Here is a 26,111-nt window from a genome sequence, read left to right on the forward strand (position 1 = left end):
ACATGAAACTGATCACTGCGATCGTGAAGCCGTTCACCCTGGAGGACGTGAAGACCGGCCTGGAGCAGGCGGGCGTGCTCGGCATGACCGTCAGCGAGGTGCAGGGCTACGGCCGCCAGAAGGGCCACACCGAGGTCTACCGCGGCGCCGAGTACTCGGTGGATTTCGTCCCGAAGGTCCGGGTCGAGGTTGTGGTGGACGACGCCTCCGTCGACAAGGTCGTCGAGGTCATCGTCGAAGCCGCCCGCACCGGCAAGATCGGCGACGGCAAGGTCTGGGTCACCCCGGTCGACGCCATCGTCCGGGTGCGCACCGGCGAACGCGGTTCCGACGCTCTGTAATTCGAGCGGGATCCTCGTGGCGGCCCCGGCCCCGTCGGTGTCGAAACCGGCGGTGACGGGGCCGTCCCCGTGCCGGGGCGGCGAAGTGAATTGAATCGAGAGGGGCGGGTTGTGGGTTTCCAGCAGGAACGCGATGACAAGGCCGAGGACACCAAGGTCTCCGGCGGCGCCTCGGACCTGGTCCGGGCCCGCAACCAGTTGCTGGCCGAGCACGGCTCGAACGGCCGCGTCGCCCGGCTCGACGCCGAGGCCCTGCGTGAGGCCCTGGTGGACCTCTACGACCTGTGGCTGACCACCAAGGGCCATGAGGTCGGCATCACCGCCGACAGCGGGCTCGCCCTGGTCGCGGTGGGCGGACTGGGCCGCCGGGAGATGCTGCCCTACTCCGATCTGGATCTGGTGCTGCTCTACGACGACGTCGACCCCGCCCGGGTCGCCGAGGTCGCCGATCAGCTCTGGTATCCGCTGTGGGACGCCCACATCAAGCTCGATCACAGCGTGCGCACCGTCCCGCAGGCGCTGCGCGTGGCCGCCGACGATCTCACCGCCGGCCTCGGCATGCTCGAGGCCCGGCACATCGTCGGCGACGACGGATTGAGCAACCTGCTCATCGGCGGGGTGCGCCGGGACTGGCGGGCCGGGATCCGGTCTCGTTTCGACGCCCTGATCGAGCAGGCCCACACCCGCTGGCGCCGGAGCGGAGACGTCGCCCACCGCGCCGAACCCGATCTCAAGAACGGGCGCGGCGGACTGCGGGACATCCAGTTGCTGGACGCCCTCGCCATCGCACAACTGACCGACGCCATGCCGGGGCTCGGTCCGGAAGTGCCGGGCGGCGGGCTGAAGCAGGCGCACCGCCGCCTGCTCGATGTGCGCACCGAGCTGCATCGGGTGGCGGGCCGCGCCCGCGACCAGCTGCGGGCCCAGGACGCCGACGAGATCGGGGCGGCCCTGCGGATCGGTGACCGCTTCGATCTGGCCCGCACGCTCAGCGACGCGGCCCGCACCATCGGCTACTCCACCGATGTCGGGCTGCGGACCGCCGGGAACGCGCTGCCCCGCCGCGGGCTCGCGCGCTTGCGCCGTGTTCCGGTGCGCCGACCACTCGATGAGGGGGTGGTCGAGCATTCCGGAGAAGTGGTGCTCGCCCGCGATGCCCGCCCGCAGCGCGATCCCGGCCTGATCCTGCGGGTGGCAGCGGCGTCGGCGCAGACCGGGCTACCGATGTCGGCCACCACCCTCAACCGCCTCGGCGAGGACGCGCCCGAGCTGCGCGAGCCGTGGCCCAAGGAGGCGCTCAACGACCTGCTGGTGCTGCTGGGCGCGGGCCGCGGCACCGTCGACGCCGTCGAGGCACTGGACCGAACGGGCCTGTGGGGCAGGCTGTTTCCGGAGTGGGGCGTGGTGCGAGACCTGCCGCCGCGCGACGCCATGCACACCTGGACCGTGGACCGCCACCTGATGGAGACCGTCGCCCGGGCCGGTGCGCTGTCCACCCGCGTCTCCCGCCCGGACCTGCTGCTACTGGGCGCGCTGCTGCACGACATCGGCAAGGGCCGCACCGAGGACCACAGCCTGGTCGGCGCGGAACTGGCCGTGTCGATCGGAAATCGCCTGGGGCTGTGGCCTTCCGACGTGCAGACGATGGCCGCCATGGTGCGCCACCACCTGCTGCTGCCCGATACCGCCACGCGCCGTGACACTTCCGACCCCGACACCGTGAAGATGGTGATCGACGCCCTCGACGGCGACCCGCATCTCCTGGAACTGCTGGCCGCCCTGGCCGAGGCCGACGCGCTGGCCACCGGGCCCGGGGTGTGGAACGACTGGAAGGCCTCGCTGATCGGCGATCTGGTCCGCAACTGCCGCCACGCCATGGCGGGCGACCCGCTGCCGGAGCCGACCCCGATCCCCGAGGAACTGCGCGCCCGCGCGAAATCCGGTGGCGTGCACGTGGATCTGAAGCCGGGGGACGGGCGCTACCACCACGTGGTCACCGTGGTCGCCCCGGACAGTCCGGGCCTGCTGTCGGAGGCCGCGGGCGTGCTGGCCGTGCATTCGCTGCGGGTGTTGTCGGCCGAGCTGGCCAGTGTGGGCGAGGCGGCGATCGACACCTTCGTGGTGGCGCCGCGGTTCGGTGATCCGCCGGACGCCGGTCTGCTGCGGCAGGAGTTGATCCGCGCCATCAACGGCGATCTGGATCTGGCATCGGTGCTGGCCCGCAAGGAGCGCGATGCGGTGGGCACCCAGCCGAGTCCGTTCGCGCAGGCGCGGCCGCGGGTGTTCTGGCACGAGACCGCCGAGCCGGGGCGGGTGTTGCTGGAACTGCGGGCCGAGGACCGGATCGGGTTGCTGAACCGGTTGGCCGCGGCGCTGGCCGAATCGGGGGTGAACGTGTCGTGGGCGAAGGTGGTGACCCTGGGTTCCGCGGTCGTCGACACGTTCTGCCTGGATCTGGGCGATACCGACACGCCCGGGCGGCGAGCCGAGATCTCGGCGGCGGTGCTCGCGGTGGTGCCGCCCCAACAACCGAAGAAATCGCCTGAATCGGACAGCTGAATCGGATCTTCCAGCGGTTTTCCGGTTGGAGACCAGGCGACGGAAGTAACTGGCAAACCAGGCGTTTGCCCGTTGATCAGAATGTTGCAGGAGATTTGCTGTATGGCGGCCGAGTGACCGGTGTCACACCTTAGTATTCCGCGTGCACGTGTCCGTCACGAGTCGCGAACACGAGGGGAGTGAGTCGGTGGCAATCGAAGTCGTTTCCGCGTCGATGATGACAAGCGATCTGACCGCGCACATCGCCCGCTGTGTCGGTGGCGACCGCTGGGTGGTCTCCTGGCTGCCCGGCCGGACCCTCACCGGGCAGCAGGCCGTGACCGCCATGACCATCGCCTCCGCCGTCACCGACGAGAGCCCGTCGGACGCCGGCTGGGCGATCCTCGACGGGCTCGCCCTGGAGCTCGGCCTCACCGCCCGCGAGGCGGTCGGCATGGTTGCCATCGAGAAGCACGACCTGCGCCGCCCCGGCCCCCGGCCGCGGTCGCTCGAATAGCCACTACCCTGGTATCTCGAGTGACGTCCCTCGAGATACCAGGAGAGCATCGGTGTTCGAATCCCTTTCCGACCGGTTGGCCGGTGCCCTCAAGGATCTGCGTGGCAAGGGACGCCTGTCGCCGGCGGACATCGACGCGACCGCTCGGGAGATCCGCCTGGCGCTGCTCGAGGCCGACGTCGCGCTGCCCGTGGTGCGCGGCTTCATCGCCAATGTCAAGGAGCGCGCCAAGGGCGCGGAAGTCTCCGCGGCGCTGAATCCCGCGCAGCAGATCGTCAAGATCGTCAACGAGGAGCTCATCAAGATCCTCGGCGGCGAGACCCGGCGGCTGCGCCTGGCCAAGAACCCGCCCACGGTCATCATGCTGGCCGGTCTGCAGGGTGCCGGTAAGACCACCCTCGCGGGCAAGCTCGCCAAATACCTGAAGGGGCAGGGCCATACGCCGCTGCTGGTCGCGTGTGACCTCCAGCGTCCGGGCGCGGTCACCCAGCTGCAGGTGGTCGGCGAGCGGGCCGGGGTGCCGGTCTTCGCGCCGCACCCGGGCACCTCCATCGGCGGCGGCGAGAACCCGCTGGGCGTCTCGGCATCCGATCCGGTCGACGTCGCGCGCGCCGGTATCGAGGAGGCCAAGACCAAGCAGTACGACGTGGTCATCGTCGACACCGCCGGCCGCCTCGGCATCGACGAGGAGCTCATGCGGCAGGCCGCGGGCATCCGCGACGCCGTCAACCCCGACGAGACCCTGTTCGTCCTCGACGCCATGATCGGTCAGGACGCGGTCTCCACCGCCGAGGCCTTCCGCGACGGCGTCGGCTTCACCGGTGTCGTGCTCACCAAGCTCGACGGTGACGCCCGCGGTGGCGCGGCGCTGTCGGTGCGTGAGATCACCGGCCAGCCCATCCTTTTCGCCTCCACCGGTGAGAAGCTCGAGGACTTCGACGTCTTCCACCCCGACCGTATGGCCTCGCGCATCCTCGGCATGGGTGACCTGCTCACCCTGATCGAGCAGGCCGAGCAGGTCTACGACGCCAAGCAGGCCGAGGAGGCCGCCCGCAAGATCGGGTCCGGTGAGCTGACCCTCGAGGACTTCCTCGAGCAGATGCTGGCCATCCGCAAGATGGGCCCGATCGGCAACCTGCTGGGCATGCTGCCGGGCGCGGGCCAGATGAAAGATGTTCTCGCGCAGGTCGACGACAAGCAGCTCGACCGCGTGCAGGCCATCATCCGCGGCATGACCCCCGCCGAGCGCGCCAACCCGAAGATCATCAACGCCTCCCGCCGCCTGCGCATCGCCAACGGCTCGGGTGTCGCGGTCTCCGACGTCAACCAGCTCGTGGACCGCTTCTTCGAAGCGAAGAAGATGATGGGCGCGATGAGCCGCCAGTTCGGCTTCCCCGGCGGCAACCGGGGCGGCAAGAACACCAAGAAGGGCGGCAAGAAGGGCAAGAAGGGCGGACGCGGTCCGACCCCGCCCAAGGTGCGCGGCGGCTTCCCCGGCATGCCCGGCCTCCCGGGCGGTATGCCCGGCGGCATGCCGGACCTGTCCAACCTCCCGGCCGGCCTCAACGAGCTGCCCCCGGGCCTCGAGGGCTTCGACTTGAGCAAGCTGAACTTCCCCAAGAACTGACGGAATGACAGCGGGCCTCGCGTCGCCCTGTGCGGGGCCGGGATGGTCGGTACGGTTCGGTCGTGAAAATCGATCAGGTTTCCGATTCCGTGTACGTCGTGGCGGGGACGAACGTCAACTGGGCGTTGGTCAGTGATGATCGTGGTGTGACCGTGGTGGACGCGGGGTATCCCGCCGATACCGCCGCGGTGCTGAGTTCGGTGTCCCGGATCGGGCGCCGGCTCGGCGATATCGCGGCGGTCCTCGTGACCCACGCGCATCTGGATCACATCGGGGCGATTCCGGCCCTGGTCGAGCGGGCCGGGGTGCCGGTGTACACCGGGGCCGAGGAGGTCCGGCACGCCAAGCGGGAGTATCTGCAGCAGATCACGCCGCGGCAGATGGTCGGGCAGTTGGGGAGTCGGCGCGGCGCGGTGTGGGTGGCGCAGACGCTGCGGGCCTGCGTGGGGCATATCGGGATGAGCGTGCCGACCGCGGTGGCGGCGGACGCGGGGACCCTGGCGGCCTTGCCGGGCGGGTTCGTCGCGGTGCCGACGCCCGGTCACACGAACGGTCACACCGCGTACTTCATGCCGTCGGAAGGCGTGCTGTTCTCCGGGGACGCCCTGGTCACCGGTCACCCGATCGCGCGGGGGACCGGTTTGCAGCTGCTGCCGGGCGTGTTCAACCACGACGAGCCGGGGACGCTGGCGAGCGCGCGGAGCCTCGCCGACCTGGGGGCCGAGGTGCTGGTGCCCGGGCACGGGCTGCCGATCCGCGAGGATCTACCCGCCCTGCTGGCCGCTTTCGCGCAGTCCTGAGTCTCAGCTCGCCGCTTGCTTCACCAGCGCGGTGATCCGGGCCTCGATCTCGGGGGTCAACTCGACGATGGCGAAGCTGGTCGCCCACATGCCGCCGTCGTCGAGATTGGCCGCGCCCTCGAAACCGAGGGTGGTGTAGCGGTTCTTGAACTTGGTCGCGGGCTGGAAGAAGCAGACGTTCTTGCCGTCGCGGGTGTAGGCGGGCATGCCGTACCAGGTGCGGGGGACCAGGTCGGGGGCCGCGGCCGTGATGAGGGCGTGCAGGCGCTGGGCGATGCGCAGGTCGGCGCCATCGAGTTCGGCGATCTTGTCGAGGACGTCCTGGGTGCCGTCGGCCTTGGTGGCCTTGCCGCCGCGGGCATTGGCCTTCTTCACCTCGGCGGCGTGCTCTTTCATCGCGGCGCGTTCCTCGGCGGTGAACGCCGGTGCGGACTTCTTCTTCGCGGTGCTGCCCTGCTTCGTGGCCATGTCGGTTTCCTCCGTCGGCGGTCTCGATTCGGACCCTTCCCATGCTAGGAAGCGGTGGCCGCCGGAGGCTTCTTCGAAACGGATCGATTCGGCGGCCGTGCGATAGTGATCCCATGCGGCTGCATTTCCGTGGGTTCGTCCTGCCCGACGGTGAACTCCGGGATCTGTGGGTGCGCGACGGGGTGATGTCCGCCGAGCCGGTGCCCGGCGCGGACACCGTGCACGCCTCCGGCTGGATCCTGCCCGGCCTGGTCGATGCGCACTGCCATGTCGGCATCAAATACGGTGGCGGGCACGAGGATTCGGATGGGCTGATCGCCCAGGCCGAGGTCGAGCGGGACGCCGGGGCGCTGCTGCTGCGTGACGCGGGCTCACCGGTCGACACCCGTTTCCTCGACGAGCGCGCCGACCTGCCGCGCATCATCCGCGCGGGCCGCCACATCGCCCGCCCCAAACGCTATATCCGCGAACTCGGCATCGAACTCGACGACGAGCGCGACCTGCCCGACATCGTGGCCGAGCAGGCTCGCCGCGGCGACGGCTGGGTCAAGATCATCGGCGACTGGATCGACCGCGCGGTCGGCGACCTCGCGCCGCTGTGGTCGGATCCGGTCCTGAAGGCCGCCATCGACGCCGCCCACCGCGAGGGGGCCCGCGTCACCGCCCACGTCTTCGGCGAGGACGCCCTGCCCGGCCTGCTCGCCGCGGGCATCGACTGCATCGAGCACGGCACCGGCCTCACCGACGACACCATCGCCGCCATGGCGGCGCAGGGCACCGCCCTGGTCCCCACCCTCGTCAATATCGACACCTTCCCCGGAATCGCCGACGGCGCAGCCAAATTCCCCGCCTACGCCGCCCACATGCGCGACCTCCACCGCCGCTCCCGCGACACCGTCGCCAAGGCCCACGACGCCGGGGTGCCCGTCTACACCGGCACCGATGCGGGCGGCTCCATCCGCCACGGCCGTATCGCCGACGAGATCATCGCCCTCACCGAGGCCGGTTTCCGTGCCCACGACGCGATGGGCGCGTCCGCCTGGAACGCCCGGAAGTGGCTCGGCCACCCCGGCATCAGCCCGGGCGCCCCCGCGGATTTCGTTGTCTACCAGGACGACCCCCGCGTCAACCTCCGCATCCTCGCCACCCCCTCCTGGGTGGTGCTGCGCGGCCGCGTCTACGACCGCCGCGACCCGGTGACCGCGTACCGCTGAGCTGATCCCGCTCGAATATCCACGGCGAATAGGTATCCCAATCCGTCACCCGGCATAAGAAATGCCGGGTCTTACGATCTCCCCCTGCATTGTCGCGGAGAGTTTCCGCAGCAGTCCGTGGGAGGGAACCATGCTCGAACCATCCGATCCCGTCGCCCCCGTCGCGCCGCCGCAGGACCGGTCGCCCGGGCAGCCGGGCGAGGCGAATCCCGGCTGGGGGCCGACGGTTTCGGCCGACACGCCGGGGATTCCCACCTCGGTCCCACGCAAGCGGCGGTGGTGGGTGTGGGGCGCGGTGCTCGCGGTGGTGATCGTCGGCGCGGCGTCGGCCTTGTTCGGGTGGGTGCTCACCCGCCCGGATCCGGTGGCGTTCCCCGTCGGCGCGTGCGTCGCGCTCGAGACGCCCGTCAAACCCGTCGTGCACGAGTGCGGAGACGAGTACTCGCTGTACAAGATCGTGGCCCGCGAGGATCTGGTGTTCCCGCTGGAAACGGCGTGCGCGAAGTACCCCGACGCCACCCGCGCGGTGACCGAGTGGCCGGTGTCGGGCAAGCAGACGAGCACCGTCCTGTGCCTGGCCCCGACCCGGTTCAATCTCACCGACCCGGGCTCGTTGCAGGCCGAGGATTGCGTCGACGTGAAGGGCGCGGGGGACACCTTGACCCGTGTCGACTGCGGCATGACCCCCGCACCGGCGAAAGTCGTTGCGATCGAACTGCATACGAAGGTCCCGGTCACCGATCAGGCGTGCAAGCAGTATCCGGCGGCGCGGATGGCGTTCGCGCAGTCCTCGCTGGGCGGGCGCGCGATCGTGGTGTGCGCCAACGACACCGACGCCACCTCGATGGGCACCGCGAAACTCGGTGACTGCGGCGACCGCAACACCATGAAGAAGGTGGCCTGCACCGCTCCGGGCGCCTCGCAGCGGGTCTTGTCGGTGCGCACCGTCCACGGCAAGCCCGCGCACCCGGAGTGCTCGGACGATCTGGGGGCGAACTCGGTGTTCACCCGCGGCAACGACAAGACGGATCTGGTGCTGGTGGTCTGCATGGGCCCGGCGGATCTGGGTGATTCGCGGTACGCGGTGATCGGTGACTGCATCACCGACGACAATGTCCACGCGACCTCGGCGTCGGCCACGCACCGGATCGATTGCGGGGATCCCGGGGCCCGCTACGAGGTGACCGATCGCCACGACTCGAACGACAACGCGTGTCCCTCCGGCACGGCGGTCAGTCTGACCTACGGTCCGGGCACCACCGCGGGGCTCACCATCTGTATGCGCCGCCGGTAGGACTCTTCTGCCGATTCCCCTGCGCAGGGATAGTGAATCGTGCATGCTTCACACGTTTCATTTCTCGACCCCTGATGAGGAGAACGACCGTGGGTTCCATCGAAACCCTGGCCATCAGCGTGCTGGCCGGACTGATCGTGAAGCTGCTGACCTCGGGCAGCTCGACCCCGAACTAGCGGCGGGTACGGTCACAGCCCATCGGGACCCTCCGGTGGGCTGTCGCCGTTTCCAGGGGTTGCGGGGCGATTTCTCCGGCCGGACGGGGGTCTGGCAGAATGAACGACCGTCCTCATCGAGGACAGTGTCAGCCCGTCTCCGGTTCCGTACCGCGCGGCGGTCACAGCACTTGACGCAAAACCGGGCCCACCGCGAGTGGGTCGCTGAATTGCGACGTGACCAACCTTTGAAAGGAAGCAGCTCATGGCTGTTCGTATCAAGCTGACCCGTCTGGGCAAGATCCGCAACCCCCAGTACCGCATCGTCGTCGCCGACGCCCGCACCCGTCGTGACGGCCGCGCCATCGAGTCGATCGGCATCTACCAGCCGAAGCAGGAGCCCTCGCTCATCCAGATCGACTCCGAGCGCGCCCAGTACTGGCTGGGTGTCGGCGCGCAGCCGACCGAGCCGGTGAAGCGTCTGCTGGAGATCACCGGCGACTGGCAGAAGTTCAAGGGCCTGCCGGGCGCCGAGGGCACCCTGAAGGTCGCGGCCCCGAAGCCGTCCAAGCTGGACCTGTTCAACGCCGCGCTGGCCGCCGCCGAGAACGAGCCGGTCGCCGAGGCCGTCACCCCCAAGAAGAAGGCCGCCAAGAAGGACGAGGCCGCCGAGGCCGAGGCCGCTGAGGCCACCACCGAAGCCGCCGAGTAATGAGTGCCGTCGTGGCTGATGCTGTCGAACATCTGGTTCGCGGCATCGTCGCCAATCCGGACGACGTCCACGTCGAGCTGATCACCAGCCGTCGTGGCCGCACCGTCGAGGTGCACGTGCACCCCGACGATCTGGGCAAGGTGATCGGTCGCGGCGGTCGTACCGCGACCGCGCTGCGCACCCTGGTCGCCGGCATCGGCGGCAAGGGCATTCGCGTCGACGTGGTCGACACGGATCAGTAGATGGAACTGGTCGTCGGGCGGGTCGCCAAATCGCACGGTGTGCGCGGCGAACTCGTCGTAGATGTCCGCACCGACGAGCCGGATCTGCGGTTCGCGCCCGGCAGCGTCCTCACGGGGAAGCTGCCGCGCGCGAAGCAGACGCAGGAATTCGTAGTGGAGTCGGCCCGGGAGCACTCGGGCCGGCTTCTGCTGCGTCTGGACGGGCTCGTCGATCGCACCGCCGCGGATGCGTTGCGCGGCATGCTGTTCGTGGTCGACACCGCGGACCTGCCGCCGTCCGAGGATCCGGACGAGTACTACGACCACGAGCTCGAAGGGCTCCGCGTCGAACTCGCCGACGGCACCCTCGTCGGCACCGTGAACGAAGTGCTGCATTCCGCTGCGGGAGAACTGCTCTCGATCAAGGCCGGGGACGCCTTCCCGCCCGCGGGCCGGGAGATCCTGGTGCCGTTCGTGCTGGCCATGGTGCCGACCGTGTCGGTTGCCGACGGGCTGATCGTCATCGACCCGCCCGAGGGCCTGCTGGACCCGGAGTAGCGGCATGCGTATCGACGTCGTCACGATCTTCCCCGAATACCTCGAGCCGATGCGAGCGGCCTTGCTGGGCAAGGCCATCGACAAGGGATTGCTCGAGGTCGAGGTGCACGACCTGCGCCGCTGGACCCACGACGTGCACAAATCCGTGGACGACACCCCCTACGGCGGCGGCCCCGGCATGGTCATGAAACCGACCGTGTGGGGCGACGCCCTCGACGAGGTGTGCCCGGACGATGCCCTGCTGGTGGTGCCCACCCCGGCGGGCGTGCCGTTCACACAGGAGACCGCGCAACGCTGGTCCGGCGAACAGCACATCGTGTTCGCGTGTGGCCGCTACGAGGGCATCGACCAGCGGGTCTTCGACGATGCCGCGCGGCGCGTGCGCGTCGAGGAGGTCAGCATCGGCGATTACGTGCTGATCGGCGGCGAGGCCGCGGTGCTGGTCATGACGGAGGCGTTCGTCCGGTTGATCCCGGGCGTGCTCGGCAATCAGCAGTCCCACGAACAGGATTCGTTCTCCGACGGTCTGCTCGAGGGGCCGTCCTACACGCGGCCGGTGAGCTGGCGCGGACTGGACGTGCCGGAGATCCTGCTGTCCGGCAATCACGCCAGGATCGCGCAGTGGCGGCACGAGCAGTCGCTGGAACGCACGGCCGCGCGCCGACCCGACCTGCTGCCCGACGTCGCGCCGACCGAACTCGGCTGAGACCGCTCAGCGTTTCGGGATGGCGGCGTAACTGTCGTCCGAACCCGTGACGAGGATGCCCCACGGCGCGGGATAGAGCCGGGTGTGCGAGATGTCCAGATTCATGGTGAGCGTGGGCTTTTCGCCCGCCGTGGTCGGGCCCGGGCCGAGGACGACGGTCCGTTTGCCGTTCTCGGTGCCGTAGGCCACCAGCCATGCTTTGGACCCGCTGCTCTCCCGCATGAGCAGGAAGACGGCGTTGCGGCTGCTCACCATCGACGGCTGTATCTCCTCCTGGTGCGCGTCCAGCGGCACTCGCCAGCGGACGCTGCCGTCGGGGGCTTGCAGCCGCATGTCCTTGTCGTCGGCGATGACGTAGCTGTCCATCGTGAGCGACGAACCGTCGGCGAGCAGGGCGCGGAATTCCTTGTCGGAGGCGGCTTTCCGGCTGCCGAGTGTGGACCCGTCGGCCATGTCGACGGTGTCGATGCCGCCGTCGGTCACCACGATGGCCATCCGGCCGGGACCGCGCAGGAAGGTGCCCTTCGCGGGGATGTCGCGATGCCAGACCGTGGATCCGGTGGTGCGATCGAGGCCGCCGACGATGGTCCGGCCGCCCGCCGCGGCACAGCGGAACACCACCACGCCGGGACCGTCGGCCAGGCTGGGCACATCCGAATCGAACAGGGCCGGAAGGTCCTTCGGTAATGGCGTGGCGCAACCGAGCGCGCCCGGATCGATCGACCAGCGCTGCTCGCCGGTGCGCGGATCGAAATGGACGAATTGCCCGGTGCTGGAATCCGACTCGAACCACTGCTCGGCGGGGGTGTCCCACAGCCGCGTGCCGGTTCCGGTGTCGTAGGCGGTCAGGCCCGGGGCGCCCTGCCATCCGGCCAGCAGCACATGCCCGGAGTCCAGCACCTGGATCTTGCCCTGCTCGGGCGGAGTTCCGGTCGACGCGATCTTCCAAAGCTGTTGTCCGGTATGGATGTCCACGCCGGTGATCCCGTCGTCGGCCAGGGTGTAGACCCCCGTGGAGGTGACCCCGAAGGACTCGCTCCGGCCCAGCGACAGCGTCTTGACCGCGCTCAGGTCCAGGTCGGGCACCGTGGATCCGTTCGTGGTGGAGGCGGAACCGCTCGAACCGCAGCCCGCCGCGGCCGCCGCCAGCCCCGCCGCCAGGGCGACGCGGGCGCAGGCCCGGAACACTCGACGTGGAACACGTTCGCGCAGAGTCGGGATCGGCACGGGGGTCGATCCTGCCACCGGCCTCGCGGCGCGCCGATCCGAGACTCGCGGGACAGAACGGACCGAATCGCGCGTGGGCGTTGCACCGGGCGTCGGGCGACGGCGGTAGTGTCTGCGGGCGTGACGACAGCCTCCGAAACCGTCAGCGCAGCATCCGCAGGTGCCACCGGCACCGTCCGCCTCGCCAGCGTCGGCCGGCGTATCGCCGACGAGCTGGGCGTGCGCGAGGAGCAGGTGCGCTCCGCCGTCGAACTCCTCGATGCCGGCTCGACCGTGCCGTTCATCGCCCGCTACCGCAAGGAAGTCACCGGCGGACTCGACGACGCGCAGCTACGCACCCTCGACGAGCGCCTCCACTACCTGCGTGAACTCGACGAGCGCCGGGGCTCGATCATCGAATCCATCCGTGGCCAGGGCAAATTGGACGACGCGCTGCACACGCAGATCATGCTCGCCGACACCAAGGCCCGCCTCGAGGACATCTACCTGCCGTTCAAGCCGAAGCGGCGCACCAAGGCGCAGATCGCGCGCGAGGCCGGGCACGAGCCGGTGGCCGACGCGCTGCTGGGCGACCCCGCCACCGATCCCGCGCAGTACAACGCCGAACAGCTCGACGGCGCCCGCGCCATCCTGGTGGAACGTTTCGCCGAGGACGCCGACCTGGTCGGTGAACTGCGCGAACTCATGTGGGAGCGCGGCCAGGTGTCCTCGTCCGTGCGTGCGGGCAAGGAGGAGGCGGGCGCGAAGTTCGCCGACTACTTCGAATTCTCCGAGCCGTTCTCCAAGCTGCCCTCGCACCGCATCCTGGCGCTGCTGCGCGGTGAGAAGGAGGAGGTGCTCAACCTGCACCTCGAACCCGACACCGAGGAACTCGAGGACGGGCAGCGCTCGATCTACGAGGGCCGCATCGCCGTCAAGTTCGACATCGCCGATCGCGGCCGGGCCGCCGACGGCTGGCTGCTGGACACCGTGCGCTGGGCGTGGCGGACCAAGTTGCAGGTCAGCCTGGGTATCGACACCCGGATGCGGTTGCGCCAGTCCGCCGAACGCGATGCCGTCGACGTGTTCGCCGCCAACCTGCGCGACCTGCTGCTGGCCGCCCCGGCGGGCACCCGCACCACCATGGGCCTGGACCCGGGCTACCGCACCGGTGTGAAGGTGGCCGTGGTCGACTCCACCGGTAAGGCCGTTGCCACCGAGGTCATCTACCCGCACAAGCCGCAGGGGCAGACCGAGAAGTCGCTCGCCGTGCTCGGCGCACTGGTCGCCCGGTTCAATGTGGAGCTGATCGCCATCGGCAACGGCACCGCCTCCCGCGAGACCGACGCCCTTGCCACCGAACTGATCTCGCGCATCCCGGAGAACAAGCCCACCAAGATCGTGGTCTCCGAGGCGGGCGCGTCGGTGTACTCGGCCTCCGCGTACGCCTCCGCGGAGCTGCCCGACATGGACGTGTCGCTGCGTGGCGCGGTGTCCATCGCTCGCCGCCTCCAGGACCCCCTGGCCGAACTCGTGAAGATCGACCCGAAGTCCATCGGCGTCGGCCAGTACCAGCACGACGTGTCCGAGACCCTGCTGGCCCGTTCGCTGGGCGCGGTGGTCGAGGACGCGGTGAACGCGGTCGGCGTCGACGTGAACATCGCCTCGGTCCCGCTGCTCTCGCGGGTGTCGGGCATCTCCAACTCGATCGCCGAATCCATTGTGGCCCACCGCGATGCCAACGGTCCGTTCCGTAACCGCGCCGGGCTCAAGGACGTCCCGCGCCTGGGCCCCAAGGCCTTCGAGCAGTGCGCCGGCTTCCTCCGCATCCGCGAGGGCGACGACCCGCTCGACACCTCCGGCGTGCACCCCGAGGCCTACCCGGTGGTCCGCCGCATCCTCGACGCCAGCGGCAAGGGCATCAAGGAGATCATCGGCAACACCTCCGCGCTGCGCGCCCTGCGTCCCGCGGACTTCACCGACGAGCAGTTCGGTGTCCCCACCGTCTCCGACATCATCTCCGAGCTCGAGAAGCCCGGCCGCGACCCGCGACCGGAGTTCAAGACGGCCGAATTCGCCGCGGGCATCGAGAAGGTCGCCGACCTGAAGCCCGGCATGGTGCTCGAGGGCGTCGTCACCAATGTGGCCGCCTTCGGCGCGTTCGTCGACATCGGCGTCCACCAGGACGGCCTGGTCCACGTCTCGGCCATGTCCCACAACTTCGTCAAGGATCCGCGCGAGGTCGTGAAGTCCGGCGATGTCGTGAAGGTCAAGGTCCTGGAAGTGGACGTCCAGCGCCAGCGCATCGGCCTGTCGCTGCGCCTCGACGACGAGCCCGGCGCCGGCAAGCCCGAACGCGGCGGCCCCCGCGCCAACCAGGGCGGCGGCCAGCGCGGCGGCGGCAACCGCCAGGGCGGCGATCGTCAGGGTGGCGACCGGTCCGGCGGAAACCGCCAGGGCGGCAACCGCAATCAGGGCGGCGGCAACCGCAACCAGCCCGCCGCCAGCGGCAGCATGGCCGACGCCCTGCGCCGCGCGGGCTTCGGTCGCTGACCGACCTGTTCCGAACCACCCATCCGGCCGTGCCCACCCCGGGGCGCGGCCGGACGGCTGTTCCGGGATCGGGGAGCCGACGTGGTGCAGGGTGCCGTCGGGGTCGCCAACCGGTGTGGACCGGCAGTCCGGCTGTCGTCGCAGGTCGAGCGGGGTGGTGAAAAGCGGAGCGGCGGAGGCGGATCGGGCCCGCCTCGGCCGTTCCGGGGCGGCTATTCGACGCCGAGCGAGACTTCGGTCGATTTGATCAGGACCTTGACGGGCGTGCCGTCGGCCAGGCCGAGGTCGTCGGCGGCGTCGCGGGTGATGGAAGAAGTGATCTCGTCGCCGCCGGCGAGGCGGATGCGGACGACGGCCATGGCCTCGCCGCGGGTGACCTGGGTGACCGTTCCATCGAGTTGATTTCGTGTACTCAGTCGCATGGTCGCCAGGGTATAGCTCCGTCGCGTCGCCGCGTGTTCGTGATCTCGGCGTGCCGATCTTGGACCCGGGTAGCGTGGCGGGGGTTGGGGTTCGCGTGAGGATTCCGGAGGCGACACGGGCATGCATGTGCGGCGGTGGTGGGAAGATGTCGTGGTGGCGCACGGCCGATTGCCGCTGGCATGCCTGCTGCTGGGGTTCATCGTCGGATTCCTGTTGATCCGGATCAGTGTGCGGCTCATCCGGAAACAGGTGCGATGGTGGCCGGGCAATGTCCGCGCGGGCGACGTGCACATCCATCACATGGTGTTCGGCGTGGTGCTGGTGCTCGGGTCCGGCATGGGACTGGTCGCGCTGTATCAGAGCACGGTCGGCGTGATCAGTGCGCTCGCCGCGGTTTTCGGGCTCGGCGCGGCCCTGGTGCTCGACGAGTTCGCGCTCATCTACTACCTGCGCGACGTGTACTGGGAGGAGCAGGGCCGCACCTCGGTCGACGCGGTGTTCGTCGCCTTGGCCGTGACGGGCTTGCTGCTGCTGGGTTTCCATCCGCTGTGGCTGCTCGACATCGGGGACCTGCGCGAGCTGCGGTCCGATCCGAATGTGCCCGAGCGCTTGTTCACGATCGCGTTCGCGTTGATGAACCTGCTGCTCGCCGCGATCGTCATCGCCAAGGGCAAGATCTGGACCGGTCTGTTCGGCATGTTCTTCCCGCCCCTGCTCTTCATCGGCGCCCTGCGACTCAGCCGCCCGGGTGCGCCCTGGGCCCGCTGGCGCTACGGCACCCGCTCGGGTCTCATGCGCCGCGCCATGGTGCGGGAACGCCGCTACCGCCGCCCGATGATCCGCGCCAAGATCTTCGTGCAGGATGTGCTGGCCGGAAAGCCCGACGCCGAGCACGTCCTGCGCGCCGCGGAGGAGGAGCTGAGCCGCACCGTGGTCCCGGCCCCGCCGGCGCCGCCGCCCACCCACCTACACTTGATGCCGGGCCGCAAGCCCTTCGAGCGCCCGACCGAACCGGTCGATAGCCCGTAGCTTGCCGGGACCGGTGTCGGCGGATCCCGCCGGTCGGCCGCCGATCGCTCGACCCCGATTCCCGTCCGGGCCGCGTCGTCTGGCACAATGCTCAGGTTGCCTTGGGCGCACCGCGCCCGGGCACCGCCCAATTATCCGGAGCACGAACCGGTAGAGCACCCTCCCCGGGTAGCCGCCAGGTTCCTCTGTTCGCGCGAAAACCAATAAGGACGGACATGAACACCCTCGACTTCGTCGACGCAAGCTCGCTGCGCAACGACATCCCGGACTTCCGCCCGGGTGACACTGTCAACGTGCACGTGAAGGTTATTGAAGGCAACAAGGAGCGAGTCCAGGTCTTCAAGGGCGTCGTCATCCGCCGCCAGAACGGTGGCATCCGCGAGACCTTCACCGTGCGCAAGGTGTCGTTCGGTGTCGGCGTGGAGCGCACCTTCCCGGTGCACAGCCCCAACCTCGACAAGATCGAGGTCGTGACCCGCGGTGACGTGCGTCGCGCCAAGCTGTACTACCTGCGCGATCTGCGCGGCAAGGCCGCCAAGATCAAGGAGAAGCGCTGAGGTAGCGACCGCCCCCGACTCGTCGGGGATCGGTTCTCACAGAGCATCACCGTCGGCTCGCCGCAATGCTTCATTGTCGGCTCGCCACAATGCTTCATTGTCGGCTCGCCGACGCCGAGTAGCCCGGCACCGCATGGTTCTTCGCGGTGCCGGGCTACTCTGTTCCGGTGGCAGACGAGAGCGAGTCGGTGACGAAGTCCGGGTCGGGCGATGACAATGGGTCCCAGCCCGAACCCCTGCAGCCGAAGCCGAAGAAGAAGCAGCGCCCGTTCTGGCAAGAGCTGCCCATCCTGATCGGATTCGCGGCGTTGATCGTGGCGCTGCTGGTGACCTTCATCGGGCGGCCGTACGTGATCCCGTCGCAGTCCATGGAACCCACCCTGCACGGGTGCGCGGGCTGCACCGGTGACCGCATCTACGTGCAGAAGCTGAGCTACTACTTCGGCGACCCGGAGCCGGGCGACGTGGTGGTCTTCGTCGGCCCGACCGACGACTGGAACCGGCACTACAAGTCGATCCGCTCGTCGAACACCGCGGTCCGCGGCGTCCAGAACTTCCTGTCCTTCTTCGGCCTGGTGCCGCCGGACGAGAACGACCTGGTCAAGCGGGTCATCGCGACGGGCGGCCAGTCGGTCAAATGCTGTGACGCGCAGGGCCGCATCCTGGTCAAGGACAGCGCCCCCGGTTCGGAGTGGAAGCCGCTCGACGAGCCGTACGTGCTGCACAACAACCCGTTCAACCCGCAGAACCCCGACATCCAGTTCAATGCCGGCGGCCGCGCGTTCCCCGAGGTCAAGGTGCCCGAGGGCAACCTGTGGGTGATGGGCGACAACCGCGCCGAATCCGCCGACTCCCGCTATCACATGCGCGACGAGCTGAACGGCACCGTCCCGGTCGACGATGTGCGCGGCAAGGCGGTGTTCAAGATCTGGCCGCCCAGCCGCATCGGTCCGGTCCGGGCCGAGAACCCGCAGACGAACTGAGAATCGCGAGATAATCGACCGGTGGGGAAGATGGCAGGCGGAGCCGCCGGCGCGCGCCGGAAGGAGCGCGGCGGCAAGAAGATTCAGCGGATCGACCGCGGCGACTGGCCGCCGCGCGTGGTGATGCGGCAGGCGGGCGGGCTACGCACGCTCGAGGCCGCGCTGATCCGCAGCGGACTGGGCCCGGTCGCGGGCGTGGACGAGGCCGGGCGCGGTTGCTCGGCCGGACCGCTGGTCGTCGCCTCCTGCCTGCTACCCCCCAAGGCCTACACCTCGCTGGCCGGTCTCGACGATTCCAAGAAGCTCACCGAGAACACCCGTGAGCAGCTGTTCCCGATCATCAAGCGGATCGCGCTGGCCTGGTCGGTGGTGGTGGTCCCGGCCTGGGAGATCGACGCCATCGGCATCCACGTGGCCAATATCGAGGGCATGCGGCGGGCGGTGGCCGGACTCGATCCGGTGCCCGGCTACGTGCTCACCGACGGTTTCCGGGTGCCGGGCATTCCGGTGCCCTCGCTGCCGGTGATCGGCGGCGACGCGTCCGCGGCCTGCATCGCCGCCGCCAGCGTGCTGGCCAAGGTGACCCGCGACCGCATGATGGTCGAGATGGACCGCGAGTATCCCGGCTACGGTTTCGCGGCCCACAAGGGCTACAACACCCCCGAGCACAATGAGGCGCTGACCCGTCTCGGCATCACGCCCGAGCACCGTCGATCGTGGCGAAACGTCCGGGAGACCGGCCGAGTGGCTACCGACACGGCGTATGCGGGATGATGTCTCTACACCCAGTTGGGCGACAAGGAGGACGTTCCACCCGATGAGCGCCGAGGACCTCGAGAAGTACGAAACCGAGATGGAGCTATCCCTGTACCGCGAGTACAAGGACATCGTCGGGCAATTCTCGTACGTGGTGGAGACCGAGCGTCGCTTCTACCTCGCCAATTCCGTCGAACTGCGTCCGCAGAACGCCGATGGCGAGGTGTACTTCGAGGTTCGGATGTCGGATGCATGGGTGTGGGACATGTACCGGCCCGCCCGCTTCGTGAAGCACGTTCGCGTGATCACCTTCAAAGACGTGAATATCGAAGAGCTGGAGAAGACCGACCTGCGGCTTCCCGACTGATCCACAGGCTGGCGGTTATCCCCAGCCTCGCTGTTTTCCCAGGTCGGCATGGCCGCCTCCGGTACGGGCGCGGCCATGCTGGCTGAATGGCACAGCATCTGGCGCTGGGAGCGCAGGGAGAAGACCTGGCCGCGGACTATCTCCGCACGGCCGGGATGTCGATCGTCGCCCGCAATTGGCGATGCCGCTACGGCGAACTCGACCTCATCGCCCGTGAGGGCGACATCACCGCCTTCGTCGAAGTCAAAACCCGCCGCAACCTGAGCTGCGGCCGCCCCGAGGAGGCCGTCACCCTCCTCAAACAGCAGCGCATCCGCACCGTGGCCCGCCACTGGCTGCACGCCCACCCCGGCCCCTTCCAGCGCATCCGCTTCGACGTCGTCTCCGTCATCCTGCGCCCCGGCCGCCCACCGGAGATCCTGCACCTGAAGGCGGCGTTCTGACATGCCCCTCGGCAGGGCCTACTCCGTCGCCGTCAACGGCGTCGAGGGCCAACTCGTGGAAATCGAAGCCGACATAGGCCAGGGCCTCCCGTCTGTCCACCTGGTCGGCCGCCCCGACACCACCCTCCAGGAATCCCGAGACCGAGTCCGGGCCGCCGTATCCAACACCGGCGAAAAATGGCCCGACGGCCGAGTGATCCTGGCCCTGTCGCCGGCCACCCTCCCCAAGGTGGGCAGCGTCTACGACCTCGCCCTCGCCGGTGCCGTCCTCGACGCGGCAGGAGCCATCCCCTCCAACCGCCTCGCCGAATCCGTCCTACTCGGCGAACTGGCCCTCGACGGCCGCGTCCGCCGAGTACGAGGCATCCTCCCCGCCGTCCTCGCCGCCCGAAACGCCGGCCGCCGAACCGTCATAGTCCCCACCGCCGCCCTCCCCGAGGCCGGCCTCGTCGACGGCATCCGAGTCCTCGGCGCCGCCACCCTCCTCGAACTCCTCGACTGGCTGCGCGGCGGCGGCGACCTGACCGTCCCGGATCCGGTCCCGCCGGTGGCCGACACACCGATCGGCGACCTCAGCGAGGTGGTCGGCCAGGACGAGGCCCGCTGGGCGCTGGAGGTGGCCGCCGCCGGTGCGCACCATCTGCTGCTCACCGGCCCGCCCGGCATCGGGAAAACCATGCTGGCGCAACGCCTCCCGGGCCTGCTGCCACCCCTGCGCGAGCGGGATTCCCTGGAGGTGACCGCGATTCACTCGGTCGCGGGCACGCTCTCCGGCGACGCACCGCTGATCACCGCACCGCCGTTCGTCGCGCCCCACCACTCGTCGTCGGTCACGGCGATGATCGGCGGCGGTTCGGGTTCCGCGCGACCGGGCGCGGTGAGCTGCGCCCATCGCGGAGTTCTGTTCCTCGACGAATGCGCGGAGCTGGGCGCCAAGGTCCTCGAGGCTCTGCGAACTCCCTTGGAGGAGGGCGAGGTTCGCATCGCGCGCCGCGATGGCGTCTCCCGCTTCCCGGCGAGATTTCAGCTCGTCCTCGCGGCCAATCCGTGTCCGTGTGCGCCCGCGCGGGATATCGACTGCATCTGCGCACCCCTGGCCCGCCGCCGCTACCTCGGCAAACTGTCGGGTCCGCTGATGGACCGCATCGATATCGCGGTGCAGATGCACGCCCAAGCCGCCGGAGCGTTCACCGGCGACGAGGTGGAGAGCAGCGAGGTGGTCCGCACCCGGGTCACCGCGGCGCGGGCGGCAGCCGCCGAACGCTGGGTCGAACTCGGCATGAGCACCAACGCCGAAGTCCCCGGCCATGTTCTACGGCAACGCTTCCGGCTGCCCCGGGAGGCCCTCGCCCCGGTCGAGAACGCCCTCCAACACGGCCGCATGTCCGCCCGCGGCGCCGACCGCGCCATCCGAGTCGCCTGGACCGTGTGCGACTTGCGCGGCGGCGACATACCCAGCGCCCAAGACGTCCTGCAGGCCTTGAGCTTCCGGCAACGAGGAGGAGCATGAGCGACATGACGAACGACCCCGGCTCCACCCGGCCGAGGATCGATGACATCGAATCCGACTCTGCCGCAGGCTGTGCGGCGATTGCGAATCCAACCGACCTCCCGCCCGCGGAGGCGATGGTCGGCGGGACCGACGGGACGATCGACCGGCAGATTGACGCGGAGGTCGGTCCTGGTTCCGGCCGGACCGGTGCCGTCCCCGGTCACACCCGGTTCGGTCGCGGCTCGGGGTGGACCGGCATGTCCCACAACGCGAACAAGCCCTCGAATGGTCCGGCGGGGTCCGGTGACGCGGATGAGCGGCGGTTGGCTTGGGTCTATTTGTCTCGGGTGGTGGAGGGGCCTTGTGCGGCGTTGTCGGCGTTGATCGAGTCGGTGGGGGTGGTGGAGGCGGCTCGGGCTGTGCGGGAGCGGGAGTTGCCGGATGTGTTGCGGGCGCCTACCGAGTTGCGGCGAGGGGTGGAGCGGGCGGAGGAGGATCTGGCGTTGATCGAGCGATTGGGTGGGCGGGTGGTGACGCCGGATGACGGGGAGTGGCCCGCCTGGCGGATGTTGGGGTTGGGGCAGTTGGATCCGGGACATGACGCGGATGCGGCTGTGCCGCTGGTGTTGTGGGTGCGGGGGCAGCAGTCGTTGGTGACGGCGACCGAGAAGGCGATCGCGGTGGTGGGGGCTCGGTGCAGCACCGGGTACGGGAATCATGCGACGGGGGAGATCGCGGGGGAGCTGGCCGCGCGAGGGTGGACGGTTGTGTCGGGGGCAGCGTTCGGGATCGATGGGATGGCGCACCGGGCCGCGCTGGCGGTGGGTGGCATCACGGTCGCGGTGCTCGCGTGCGGGCCGGATCGGCCGTACCCGGTGCAGCACGACCAGTTGTTGGGGGAGATCGCGGAGCGGGGGTTGGTGGTGACCGAGTATCCGCCGGGGGCGGCCGCGCGGAAGCATCATTTCCTGGCCCGGAATCGGCTGATCGCGGGGCTCGCGGATGGGGTTGTGGTGGTGGAGGCGGGGGTGCGGAGTGGGGCTCGGAACACGGTGAAGTGGTGCCGGCGGTTGGGGCGTCCGGCGATGGCGGTGCCGGGGCCGATCACCTCGGCCGCCTCGATCGGATGTCACCGGATGATCCGGGAGGGGGAGGCGTTCATCGTGACTCGGGCCGAGGACATTCTCGACGAGGCCGGGCCGTTGCGGCTGTCGCTGCCGGGAGCCGTTCCGGCCGATCCGGAGGACAACCTGTCCGGGGACGAGGCGCTGGTGCTGGCTGCGCTGCCGGCCACCGGTTCCCGGCTGCCGCGGGCGGTGGTCACCGACACCGGGCTGGCATTGCCCACGGTGCGAGCCACCTTGTCCGCGTTGGAGATCGCGGGCCTCGTCGGCTGCGCTGGGGACGGGTGGTATCGGATGCGGTCGCCGGGGGTCTCCGGGGCCGCGGCCATTGCCGCCACCCATGAACGGCATCGGTGATCGCGTCCGCCGGCATCGGTGTGGCGCGATCGCGCGGCGGGGGTGCTTGAAAAGGCGGCGGAATGCGGTCAGCGTGGGGGGATGAGTGGGTTGCCCGAGGATTTGGAGGCATTGCTGGCCGAGTACGGCCGGCATTTGCGATTGGGCCGGAATCGGTCGGCGCATACGGTGCGGGCCTATGTGGGGGATGCTCGCGGATTGCTGGAGCATTTGCTGGCGCGGGCGGTGGATTCCGGTGTGGGGGAAGTGGATCTGGCCTTGCTGCGGTCGTGGCTGGCGGCACAGGCGGCGGGGGGAGCAGCCCGGACCACGATGGCGCGGCGAGCCTCGTCGGCGCGGACATTCACCGCGTGGCTGACGCATACGGGCCGGCTGGCGGTGGATCCAGGGCCGCGCCTCGGATCGGCGCGAGCGCATCGGGTGCTGCCGTCGGTGCTGGGGAAGGAGCAGGCCCGGGCGGCCATGGAGGCGGCGGAATCGGGTGCGGCGCAGCAGGATCCGATGGCGTTGCGGGACCGGCTGATCGTGGAGATGCTGTACGCCACCGGGATTCGCGTGAGCGAGCTGTGCGGCCTCGACATCGAGGACGTGGATCGGGAACGGCGGCTGGTGCGGGTGCTGGGCAAGGGCAACAAGGAACGGTCGGTGCCGTTCGGCGGGCCCGCCGAACAGGCCCTCGAGGCGTGGCTCCGGTTCGGTCGATCGGCCCTCGCTACACCGGACTCGGGCCGGGCGCTGCTGCTGGGCCGCCGCGGCCGCCGCATCGACCCCCGGCAGGCGAGAACCGTGGTGCACGAGGTGGTTTCCGCGATTCCCGGCGCACCCGACATGGGCCCGCACGGGTTCCGCCACACCGCCGCCACCCACCTGCTGGAGGGCGGCGCCGACCTGCGCGTGGTGCAGGAGATCCTCGGCCACGCCAGCATGGCCACCACCCAGCTCTACACCCACGTCTCGATCGACCGGCTCAAGAAGGTCCACGACCAGGCTCACCCACGCGCCTGACCAGCCCGTTCGTCGGCACCCGGGAATCGGTGGGTGATCTACGGCCTATCGAAAAGCTATCGACGACCTATCGACACCCGTGCTAGCGTCAGTTAGGTAACCCTAATTATGCACTGACCATGGAGGTGTCCTTTGGCACGCACACGCATCACGCTGGTGGTCCAGAACGCGGTTCACCTGACCGATCACCTGATCCGGGTCCGGTTGGGCGGCCCGGGCTTCACGTCCTTCCAGCCCAACGACTGCACCGACGCCTACGTCAAACTGATCTTCCCCGGCCCGGACGGTGACGTCATGCGCACCTACACCGTGCGCGAAGTCGACCGCGCCGCCCAGGAGATCGCCATCGACTTCGTCCACCACGGCGACGAGGGCGTCGCCGGCCCCTGGGCGGCCGCCGCCCAGCCCGGCGACACCATCGACCTGTCCGGCCCCGGCGGCGGCTACGCCCCGCGCTCCGACGCCGACTGGCACCTGCTCGCCGGCGACGAATCCGCCCTCCCCGCCATCGCCGCCGCCTGCGCGGCTCTGCCCGCCGACGCCGTCGGCCAGGTGTTCGTCGAGGTCGGCGGCCCGTCGGACGAACTCGCCTTCCCGCACCCGGAGGGGGTGGACCTCACCTGGATCCACCGCGGTGACGCCGAACCCGGCGATCGGCTGGCCGCCACCGTCCGCTCCGCACCCTGGCGAGACGGCCGGGTCCAGGTCTTCATCCACGGCGAGGCCCGTGCGGTCATGCACGACCTGCGCCCTTACATCCGCAAGGAGCGCGCCGTCCCCGCCGAATGGGCGTCCTCCATCTCCGGCTACTGGCGACGCGGTCGCACCGAAGAGGGCTTCCGCACCTGGAAGTCCGAACTGGCCGAACGCGAAAAGGCTACGCCCGCAGCCGTTCAACCGATCGCGTAGCGGCGGGGCGGGTTCGCGATGCCCCGCTGACCGGCGGGTTCCGCGTGTGGCACCCGAATCGCCGCTGGCGACACCCGGTCGCTGAGATCCGGTTTGGGGCATTTCGGCGGGTAGCGTCGAATGGCATGACGACGCCGCCCGCCGAGACCCCCGCCCTACGCGAACGCCTCCGCGCAGCACTCCGCGCCGCCATGAAAGTCCGGGACCGTCATGCCACCGCCGCCCTGCGCTCGGCGCTGGCCGCGATCGACAATGCCGAAGCCGTCGACGGTTCCGAGGCGCGGGCCGGAGCGATCGAGAGCAGCGCCGTCGGCGCCGGTGCGGCCGAGCGCCCCCGCCGCGAACTGACCGAAGCACAGGTCGTCGCCATCGTCCGGGCCGAGATCGACGAACGTCTCACCGCCGCAAGGGAATACGCCGAGTTCGAGAGTGGAGCCGATCGCGCCGCCGGTCTCCGCGCGGAGGCCGCCACCCTCGCCGCTCACCTCAAAGGTTGACGTCGCCGTCAGCGATGCCGAACCGCTGACCGATCACGATCCGGTCGAATGCGGGGCAGTCCGCGCCGCTCAGTGGGGCTCGAGCGCGGCGATGTAGCGACCGGAGAACCACCGCTGGACCAGGCGGACGACCGGTGCGCCGAGGCGGGCGTACCAGGGGTCGGGCTGGGAGAACGAGGCGATGACTCCGTACACGGAGTCGTCGGCGGGGTCGTATTCGACGGCGAAGAGTTCCTCGCCGCGCAACGGATGGCCGGGCAGCGTGCCATAGGCGAATCCGCGGCGATTCGGTTCGTCGACGACATAGACGACACGGCAGGGCGCGGTGAAGCCGATCGGGCCGAATCCGATGCGGACGGTGATGTCGGTGCCGGGCCGGGCCTCGGGCGTCGACGCGTTCTGGAAGACGCCGCTGCCGCGTTGCATGCGGTAGGTGCGGACCTGTTCGGCGGCCTCGTCGAAAAACGCACGGCCGGAACCGATTCGGCGCCGCAGCCGGAAGTGGTGGTACCCCGCCGGGAACTCGCCCGCGGTCGCGCCGACGTCGGGATAGGTGAAGGGCTGCTGCGACATCGATCCATCATGGCCCGCCTCGTGACCCGGTGGACGGATCTGTGAGCGGTTTCAACCGGATCGGCCCGCGATGGATCAGGCCGAGCGGATCGACGTATTCACCGTCGCGCCGGGCACCCCAGTGCAGGCAGGGGGAGCAGGGTGGATGTCCGTCGTCGAGCACGCCGATCACGGTGCCGCGAGTCAGCCTGCGGCCCACCGGGATCGACGCGGTGACCGGCTCGTAGGTGGTGCGCAACCCGCCCGGGTGATCGATGGAGACCACCGGCTTCCCGGCCACGATTCCGGCGAACACCACGATCCCGTCACCCGCCGCCAGCACCGCCTGCCCCCGGCTCCCACTCAGGTCCACGCCACGATGTCCGGGCAGCCAGTCGTGCTCGGGTTTGTCGAACGCTCGCACCACGGCGGGCCGCGGCGCGAGCGGCCACCCGAACTCCCCGCCGGGCGCGGCCGCCCCGGGCGCGGCCAGGACGACCGTCATAACCACCATCGCGACCGACGAAACAGCGCGGCGACATTCCGGGTCGAAGTAGTTCGCGGACATGCGAATCAGCGTGCGCCCCGCAACCGTCGTCCAGCCCCTCCCGCCCCGCGAGTGTGGATGAAATTCAGTACTGTGAATAGAACACGCGCAGCGTTCTGACCTGCGTCGACGGGTTCGGATCCGCCTCTGTTCCGGGCCC

Annotated in this window: 28 protein-coding genes; 23 read left to right on the forward strand and 5 right to left on the reverse strand. The window is 69.6% G+C overall.

The genetic code is table 11. The features are described from left to right. The first annotated feature begins 2 nt into the window (after positions 1-2). The 5 genes from ABZ382_RS23900 (at position 3) to ABZ382_RS23920 (ending at position 5,823) form a co-directional block, all read left to right on the forward strand. Complete coding sequence (locus tag ABZ382_RS23900; RefSeq protein WP_040859831.1) at positions 3-341, forward strand: P-II family nitrogen regulator; 339 nt, start codon at positions 3-5, stop codon at positions 339-341. Positions 342-452: 111 nt separating this feature from the next. After that, positions 453-2,900, forward strand: coding sequence for a [protein-PII] uridylyltransferase (locus ABZ382_RS23905; RefSeq protein ID WP_357092622.1), 2,448 nt, complete (start codon positions 453-455; stop codon positions 2,898-2,900). Between the two features lie 187 nt (positions 2,901-3,087). Further along, a complete protein-coding gene (locus ABZ382_RS23910) occupies positions 3,088-3,396 on the forward strand; it encodes a hypothetical protein (protein WP_357092625.1) in 309 nt (102 codons plus the stop codon). A gap of 52 nt (positions 3,397-3,448) precedes the next feature. Continuing rightward, positions 3,449-5,023, forward strand: coding sequence for a signal recognition particle protein (ffh, locus tag ABZ382_RS23915; RefSeq protein WP_357092628.1), 1,575 nt, complete (start codon positions 3,449-3,451; stop codon positions 5,021-5,023). A 62-nt stretch (positions 5,024-5,085) separates the two neighbouring features. After that, positions 5,086-5,823, forward strand: a complete 738-nt coding sequence (locus ABZ382_RS23920; protein ID WP_357092630.1) for an MBL fold metallo-hydrolase — start codon at positions 5,086-5,088, stop codon at positions 5,821-5,823. Positions 5,824-5,826: 3 nt separating this feature from the next. Here the strand turns inward: ABZ382_RS23920 and ABZ382_RS23925 are convergent, their stop codons facing one another. Continuing rightward, a complete protein-coding gene (locus ABZ382_RS23925; RefSeq protein WP_357092632.1) occupies positions 5,827-6,291 on the reverse strand; it encodes a DUF1801 domain-containing protein in 465 nt (154 codons plus the stop codon). 113 nt (positions 6,292-6,404) lie between these two features. Between ABZ382_RS23925 and ABZ382_RS23930 the strand changes: the two genes are divergently transcribed. The 6 genes from ABZ382_RS23930 (at position 6,405) to trmD (ending at position 11,151) form a co-directional block, all read left to right on the forward strand. Then, positions 6,405-7,505, forward strand: coding sequence for an amidohydrolase family protein (locus ABZ382_RS23930; protein WP_357092635.1), 1,101 nt, complete (start codon positions 6,405-6,407; stop codon positions 7,503-7,505). A 130-nt stretch (positions 7,506-7,635) separates the two neighbouring features. Beyond that, positions 7,636-8,799 carry a hypothetical protein gene (locus ABZ382_RS23935; RefSeq protein WP_357092638.1) on the forward strand — a complete coding sequence of 388 codons (1,164 nt, stop codon included), beginning with the start codon at positions 7,636-7,638 and terminating at the stop codon, positions 8,797-8,799. A gap of 420 nt (positions 8,800-9,219) precedes the next feature. Next, the gene (gene rpsP / locus ABZ382_RS23940) at positions 9,220-9,666 is read left to right on the forward strand and encodes a 30S ribosomal protein S16 (protein WP_357092641.1); all 447 of its coding nucleotides are present in this window, start codon (positions 9,220-9,222) and stop codon (positions 9,664-9,666) included. Next, entirely contained in the window at positions 9,666-9,908 is a 243-nt protein-coding gene (locus ABZ382_RS23945) for an RNA-binding protein (RefSeq protein ID WP_029930032.1), read from the forward strand. Before rpsP ends, ABZ382_RS23945 begins: the two co-directional genes overlap by 1 nt. After that, a complete protein-coding gene (rimM, locus tag ABZ382_RS23950) occupies positions 9,909-10,445 on the forward strand; it encodes a ribosome maturation factor RimM (protein WP_357092644.1) in 537 nt (178 codons plus the stop codon). 4 nt (positions 10,446-10,449) lie between these two features. After that, entirely contained in the window at positions 10,450-11,151 is a 702-nt protein-coding gene (gene trmD, locus ABZ382_RS23955; RefSeq protein ID WP_357092647.1) for a tRNA (guanosine(37)-N1)-methyltransferase TrmD, read from the forward strand. 6 nt (positions 11,152-11,157) lie between these two features. On the opposite strand, the gene ABZ382_RS23960 is transcribed toward trmD, so the two are convergent. Then, on the reverse strand, positions 11,158-12,378 hold the full coding sequence (locus ABZ382_RS23960) for a PQQ-binding-like beta-propeller repeat protein (RefSeq protein ID WP_357092649.1): 1,221 nt from the start codon (positions 12,376-12,378) through the stop codon (positions 11,158-11,160). Positions 12,379-12,498: 120 nt separating this feature from the next. On the opposite strand from ABZ382_RS23960, the gene ABZ382_RS23965 reads away from it, so the two are divergent. Continuing rightward, positions 12,499-14,910: a Tex family protein gene (locus ABZ382_RS23965; protein ID WP_357092651.1), complete on the forward strand. Its 2,412-nt coding sequence runs from the start codon at positions 12,499-12,501 to the stop codon at positions 14,908-14,910. A gap of 212 nt (positions 14,911-15,122) precedes the next feature. Here the strand turns inward: ABZ382_RS23965 and ABZ382_RS23970 are convergent, their stop codons facing one another. After that, positions 15,123-15,332, reverse strand: coding sequence for a TOBE domain-containing protein (locus ABZ382_RS23970; protein WP_213557048.1), 210 nt, complete (start codon positions 15,330-15,332; stop codon positions 15,123-15,125). 121 nt (positions 15,333-15,453) lie between these two features. Here ABZ382_RS23970 and ABZ382_RS23975 point away from each other — a divergent pair, with 121 nt between their 5' ends. The 11 genes from ABZ382_RS23975 to ABZ382_RS24025 all read left to right on the forward strand — a co-directional run bounded on the left by ABZ382_RS23975 (position 15,454) and on the right by ABZ382_RS24025 (position 24,852). Continuing rightward, complete coding sequence (locus tag ABZ382_RS23975) at positions 15,454-16,362, forward strand: hypothetical protein (protein WP_357092654.1); 909 nt, start codon at positions 15,454-15,456, stop codon at positions 16,360-16,362. Between the two features lie 215 nt (positions 16,363-16,577). Then, positions 16,578-16,919: a 50S ribosomal protein L19 gene (rplS, locus tag ABZ382_RS23980; protein WP_120737548.1), complete on the forward strand. Its 342-nt coding sequence runs from the start codon at positions 16,578-16,580 to the stop codon at positions 16,917-16,919. A 236-nt stretch (positions 16,920-17,155) separates the two neighbouring features. Beyond that, positions 17,156-17,902, forward strand: a complete 747-nt coding sequence (gene lepB / locus ABZ382_RS23985; RefSeq protein ID WP_357093360.1) for a signal peptidase I — start codon at positions 17,156-17,158, stop codon at positions 17,900-17,902. A gap of 30 nt (positions 17,903-17,932) precedes the next feature. Further along, the gene (locus ABZ382_RS23990; RefSeq protein WP_357093363.1) at positions 17,933-18,676 is read left to right on the forward strand and encodes a ribonuclease HII; all 744 of its coding nucleotides are present in this window, start codon (positions 17,933-17,935) and stop codon (positions 18,674-18,676) included. 43 nt (positions 18,677-18,719) lie between these two features. Further along, on the forward strand, positions 18,720-19,025 hold the full coding sequence (locus ABZ382_RS23995; protein ID WP_040859817.1) for a DUF2469 domain-containing protein: 306 nt from the start codon (positions 18,720-18,722) through the stop codon (positions 19,023-19,025). 86 nt (positions 19,026-19,111) lie between these two features. After that, positions 19,112-19,468 (forward strand): YraN family protein, encoded by a 357-nt coding sequence (locus tag ABZ382_RS24000; protein WP_357092656.1) that lies wholly within the window; start codon positions 19,112-19,114, stop codon positions 19,466-19,468. A 1-nt stretch (position 19,469) separates the two neighbouring features. Continuing rightward, positions 19,470-20,978 carry a YifB family Mg chelatase-like AAA ATPase gene (locus ABZ382_RS24005; RefSeq protein ID WP_357092659.1) on the forward strand — a complete coding sequence of 503 codons (1,509 nt, stop codon included), beginning with the start codon at positions 19,470-19,472 and terminating at the stop codon, positions 20,976-20,978. Positions 20,979-21,217: 239 nt separating this feature from the next. Further along, the gene (gene dprA / locus ABZ382_RS24010) at positions 21,218-22,441 is read left to right on the forward strand and encodes a DNA-processing protein DprA (protein WP_357092662.1); all 1,224 of its coding nucleotides are present in this window, start codon (positions 21,218-21,220) and stop codon (positions 22,439-22,441) included. Positions 22,442-22,522: 81 nt separating this feature from the next. Next, positions 22,523-23,446: a tyrosine recombinase XerC gene (locus tag ABZ382_RS24015; protein WP_357092664.1), complete on the forward strand. Its 924-nt coding sequence runs from the start codon at positions 22,523-22,525 to the stop codon at positions 23,444-23,446. Positions 23,447-23,578: 132 nt separating this feature from the next. Beyond that, positions 23,579-24,355: a siderophore-interacting protein gene (locus ABZ382_RS24020; RefSeq protein ID WP_357092667.1), complete on the forward strand. Its 777-nt coding sequence runs from the start codon at positions 23,579-23,581 to the stop codon at positions 24,353-24,355. Positions 24,356-24,480: 125 nt separating this feature from the next. Continuing rightward, a complete protein-coding gene (locus ABZ382_RS24025; protein ID WP_357092670.1) occupies positions 24,481-24,852 on the forward strand; it encodes a hypothetical protein in 372 nt (123 codons plus the stop codon). Between the two features lie 69 nt (positions 24,853-24,921). On the opposite strand, the gene ABZ382_RS24030 is transcribed toward ABZ382_RS24025, so the two are convergent. Together ABZ382_RS24030 and ABZ382_RS24035 are read right to left on the reverse strand one after the other, a co-directional pair. Beyond that, positions 24,922-25,425 (reverse strand): DUF1990 domain-containing protein, encoded by a 504-nt coding sequence (locus ABZ382_RS24030; protein ID WP_357092673.1) that lies wholly within the window; start codon positions 25,423-25,425, stop codon positions 24,922-24,924. Between the two features lie 7 nt (positions 25,426-25,432). Further along, positions 25,433-25,918 (reverse strand): M23 family metallopeptidase, encoded by a 486-nt coding sequence (locus tag ABZ382_RS24035; RefSeq protein WP_357093366.1) that lies wholly within the window; start codon positions 25,916-25,918, stop codon positions 25,433-25,435. Between the last annotated feature and the right edge of the window lie 193 nt (positions 25,919-26,111).

It is taken from the genome of Nocardia sp. NPDC005825 (assembly GCF_040630175.1).
In the GTDB taxonomy this organism is placed as follows: domain Bacteria; phylum Actinomycetota; class Actinomycetes; order Mycobacteriales; family Mycobacteriaceae; genus Nocardia.

Excerpts from the sequence above, each read along its gene's own strand:
- ABZ382_RS24035 (WP_357093366.1), bottom strand. The coding sequence starts at position 25,918 with ATGGTGGTTATGACGGTCGTCCTGGCCGCGCCCGGGGCGGCCGCGCCC.
- ABZ382_RS23900 (WP_040859831.1), top strand. The coding sequence starts at position 3 with ATGAAACTGATCACTGCGATCGTGAAGCCGTTCACCCTGGAGGACGTG.
- rplS (WP_120737548.1), top strand. The coding sequence starts at position 16,578 with ATGAACACCCTCGACTTCGTCGACGCAAGCTCGCTGCGCAACGACATC.
- trmD (WP_357092647.1), top strand. The coding sequence starts at position 10,450 with ATGCGTATCGACGTCGTCACGATCTTCCCCGAATACCTCGAGCCGATG.
- ABZ382_RS23995 (WP_040859817.1), top strand. The coding sequence starts at position 18,720 with ATGAGCGCCGAGGACCTCGAGAAGTACGAAACCGAGATGGAGCTATCC.
- ABZ382_RS24005 (WP_357092659.1), top strand. The coding sequence starts at position 19,470 with ATGCCCCTCGGCAGGGCCTACTCCGTCGCCGTCAACGGCGTCGAGGGC.
- ABZ382_RS24025 (WP_357092670.1), top strand. The coding sequence starts at position 24,481 with ATGACGACGCCGCCCGCCGAGACCCCCGCCCTACGCGAACGCCTCCGC.
- ABZ382_RS23930 (WP_357092635.1), top strand. The coding sequence starts at position 6,405 with ATGCGGCTGCATTTCCGTGGGTTCGTCCTGCCCGACGGTGAACTCCGG.
- ABZ382_RS23935 (WP_357092638.1), top strand. The coding sequence starts at position 7,636 with ATGCTCGAACCATCCGATCCCGTCGCCCCCGTCGCGCCGCCGCAGGAC.
- ABZ382_RS23970 (WP_213557048.1), bottom strand. The coding sequence starts at position 15,332 with ATGCGACTGAGTACACGAAATCAACTCGATGGAACGGTCACCCAGGTC.
- rpsP (WP_357092641.1), top strand. The coding sequence starts at position 9,220 with ATGGCTGTTCGTATCAAGCTGACCCGTCTGGGCAAGATCCGCAACCCC.
- dprA (WP_357092662.1), top strand. The coding sequence starts at position 21,218 with ATGTCCCACAACGCGAACAAGCCCTCGAATGGTCCGGCGGGGTCCGGT.
- ABZ382_RS24030 (WP_357092673.1), bottom strand. The coding sequence starts at position 25,425 with ATGTCGCAGCAGCCCTTCACCTATCCCGACGTCGGCGCGACCGCGGGC.
- ABZ382_RS23925 (WP_357092632.1), bottom strand. The coding sequence starts at position 6,291 with ATGGCCACGAAGCAGGGCAGCACCGCGAAGAAGAAGTCCGCACCGGCG.
- ABZ382_RS23945 (WP_029930032.1), top strand. The coding sequence starts at position 9,666 with ATGAGTGCCGTCGTGGCTGATGCTGTCGAACATCTGGTTCGCGGCATC.
- ABZ382_RS23990 (WP_357093363.1), top strand. The coding sequence starts at position 17,933 with ATGGCAGGCGGAGCCGCCGGCGCGCGCCGGAAGGAGCGCGGCGGCAAG.
- ABZ382_RS23975 (WP_357092654.1), top strand. The coding sequence starts at position 15,454 with ATGCATGTGCGGCGGTGGTGGGAAGATGTCGTGGTGGCGCACGGCCGA.
- ABZ382_RS24015 (WP_357092664.1), top strand. The coding sequence starts at position 22,523 with ATGAGTGGGTTGCCCGAGGATTTGGAGGCATTGCTGGCCGAGTACGGC.
- rimM (WP_357092644.1), top strand. The coding sequence starts at position 9,909 with ATGGAACTGGTCGTCGGGCGGGTCGCCAAATCGCACGGTGTGCGCGGC.
- ABZ382_RS24000 (WP_357092656.1), top strand. The coding sequence starts at position 19,112 with ATGGCACAGCATCTGGCGCTGGGAGCGCAGGGAGAAGACCTGGCCGCG.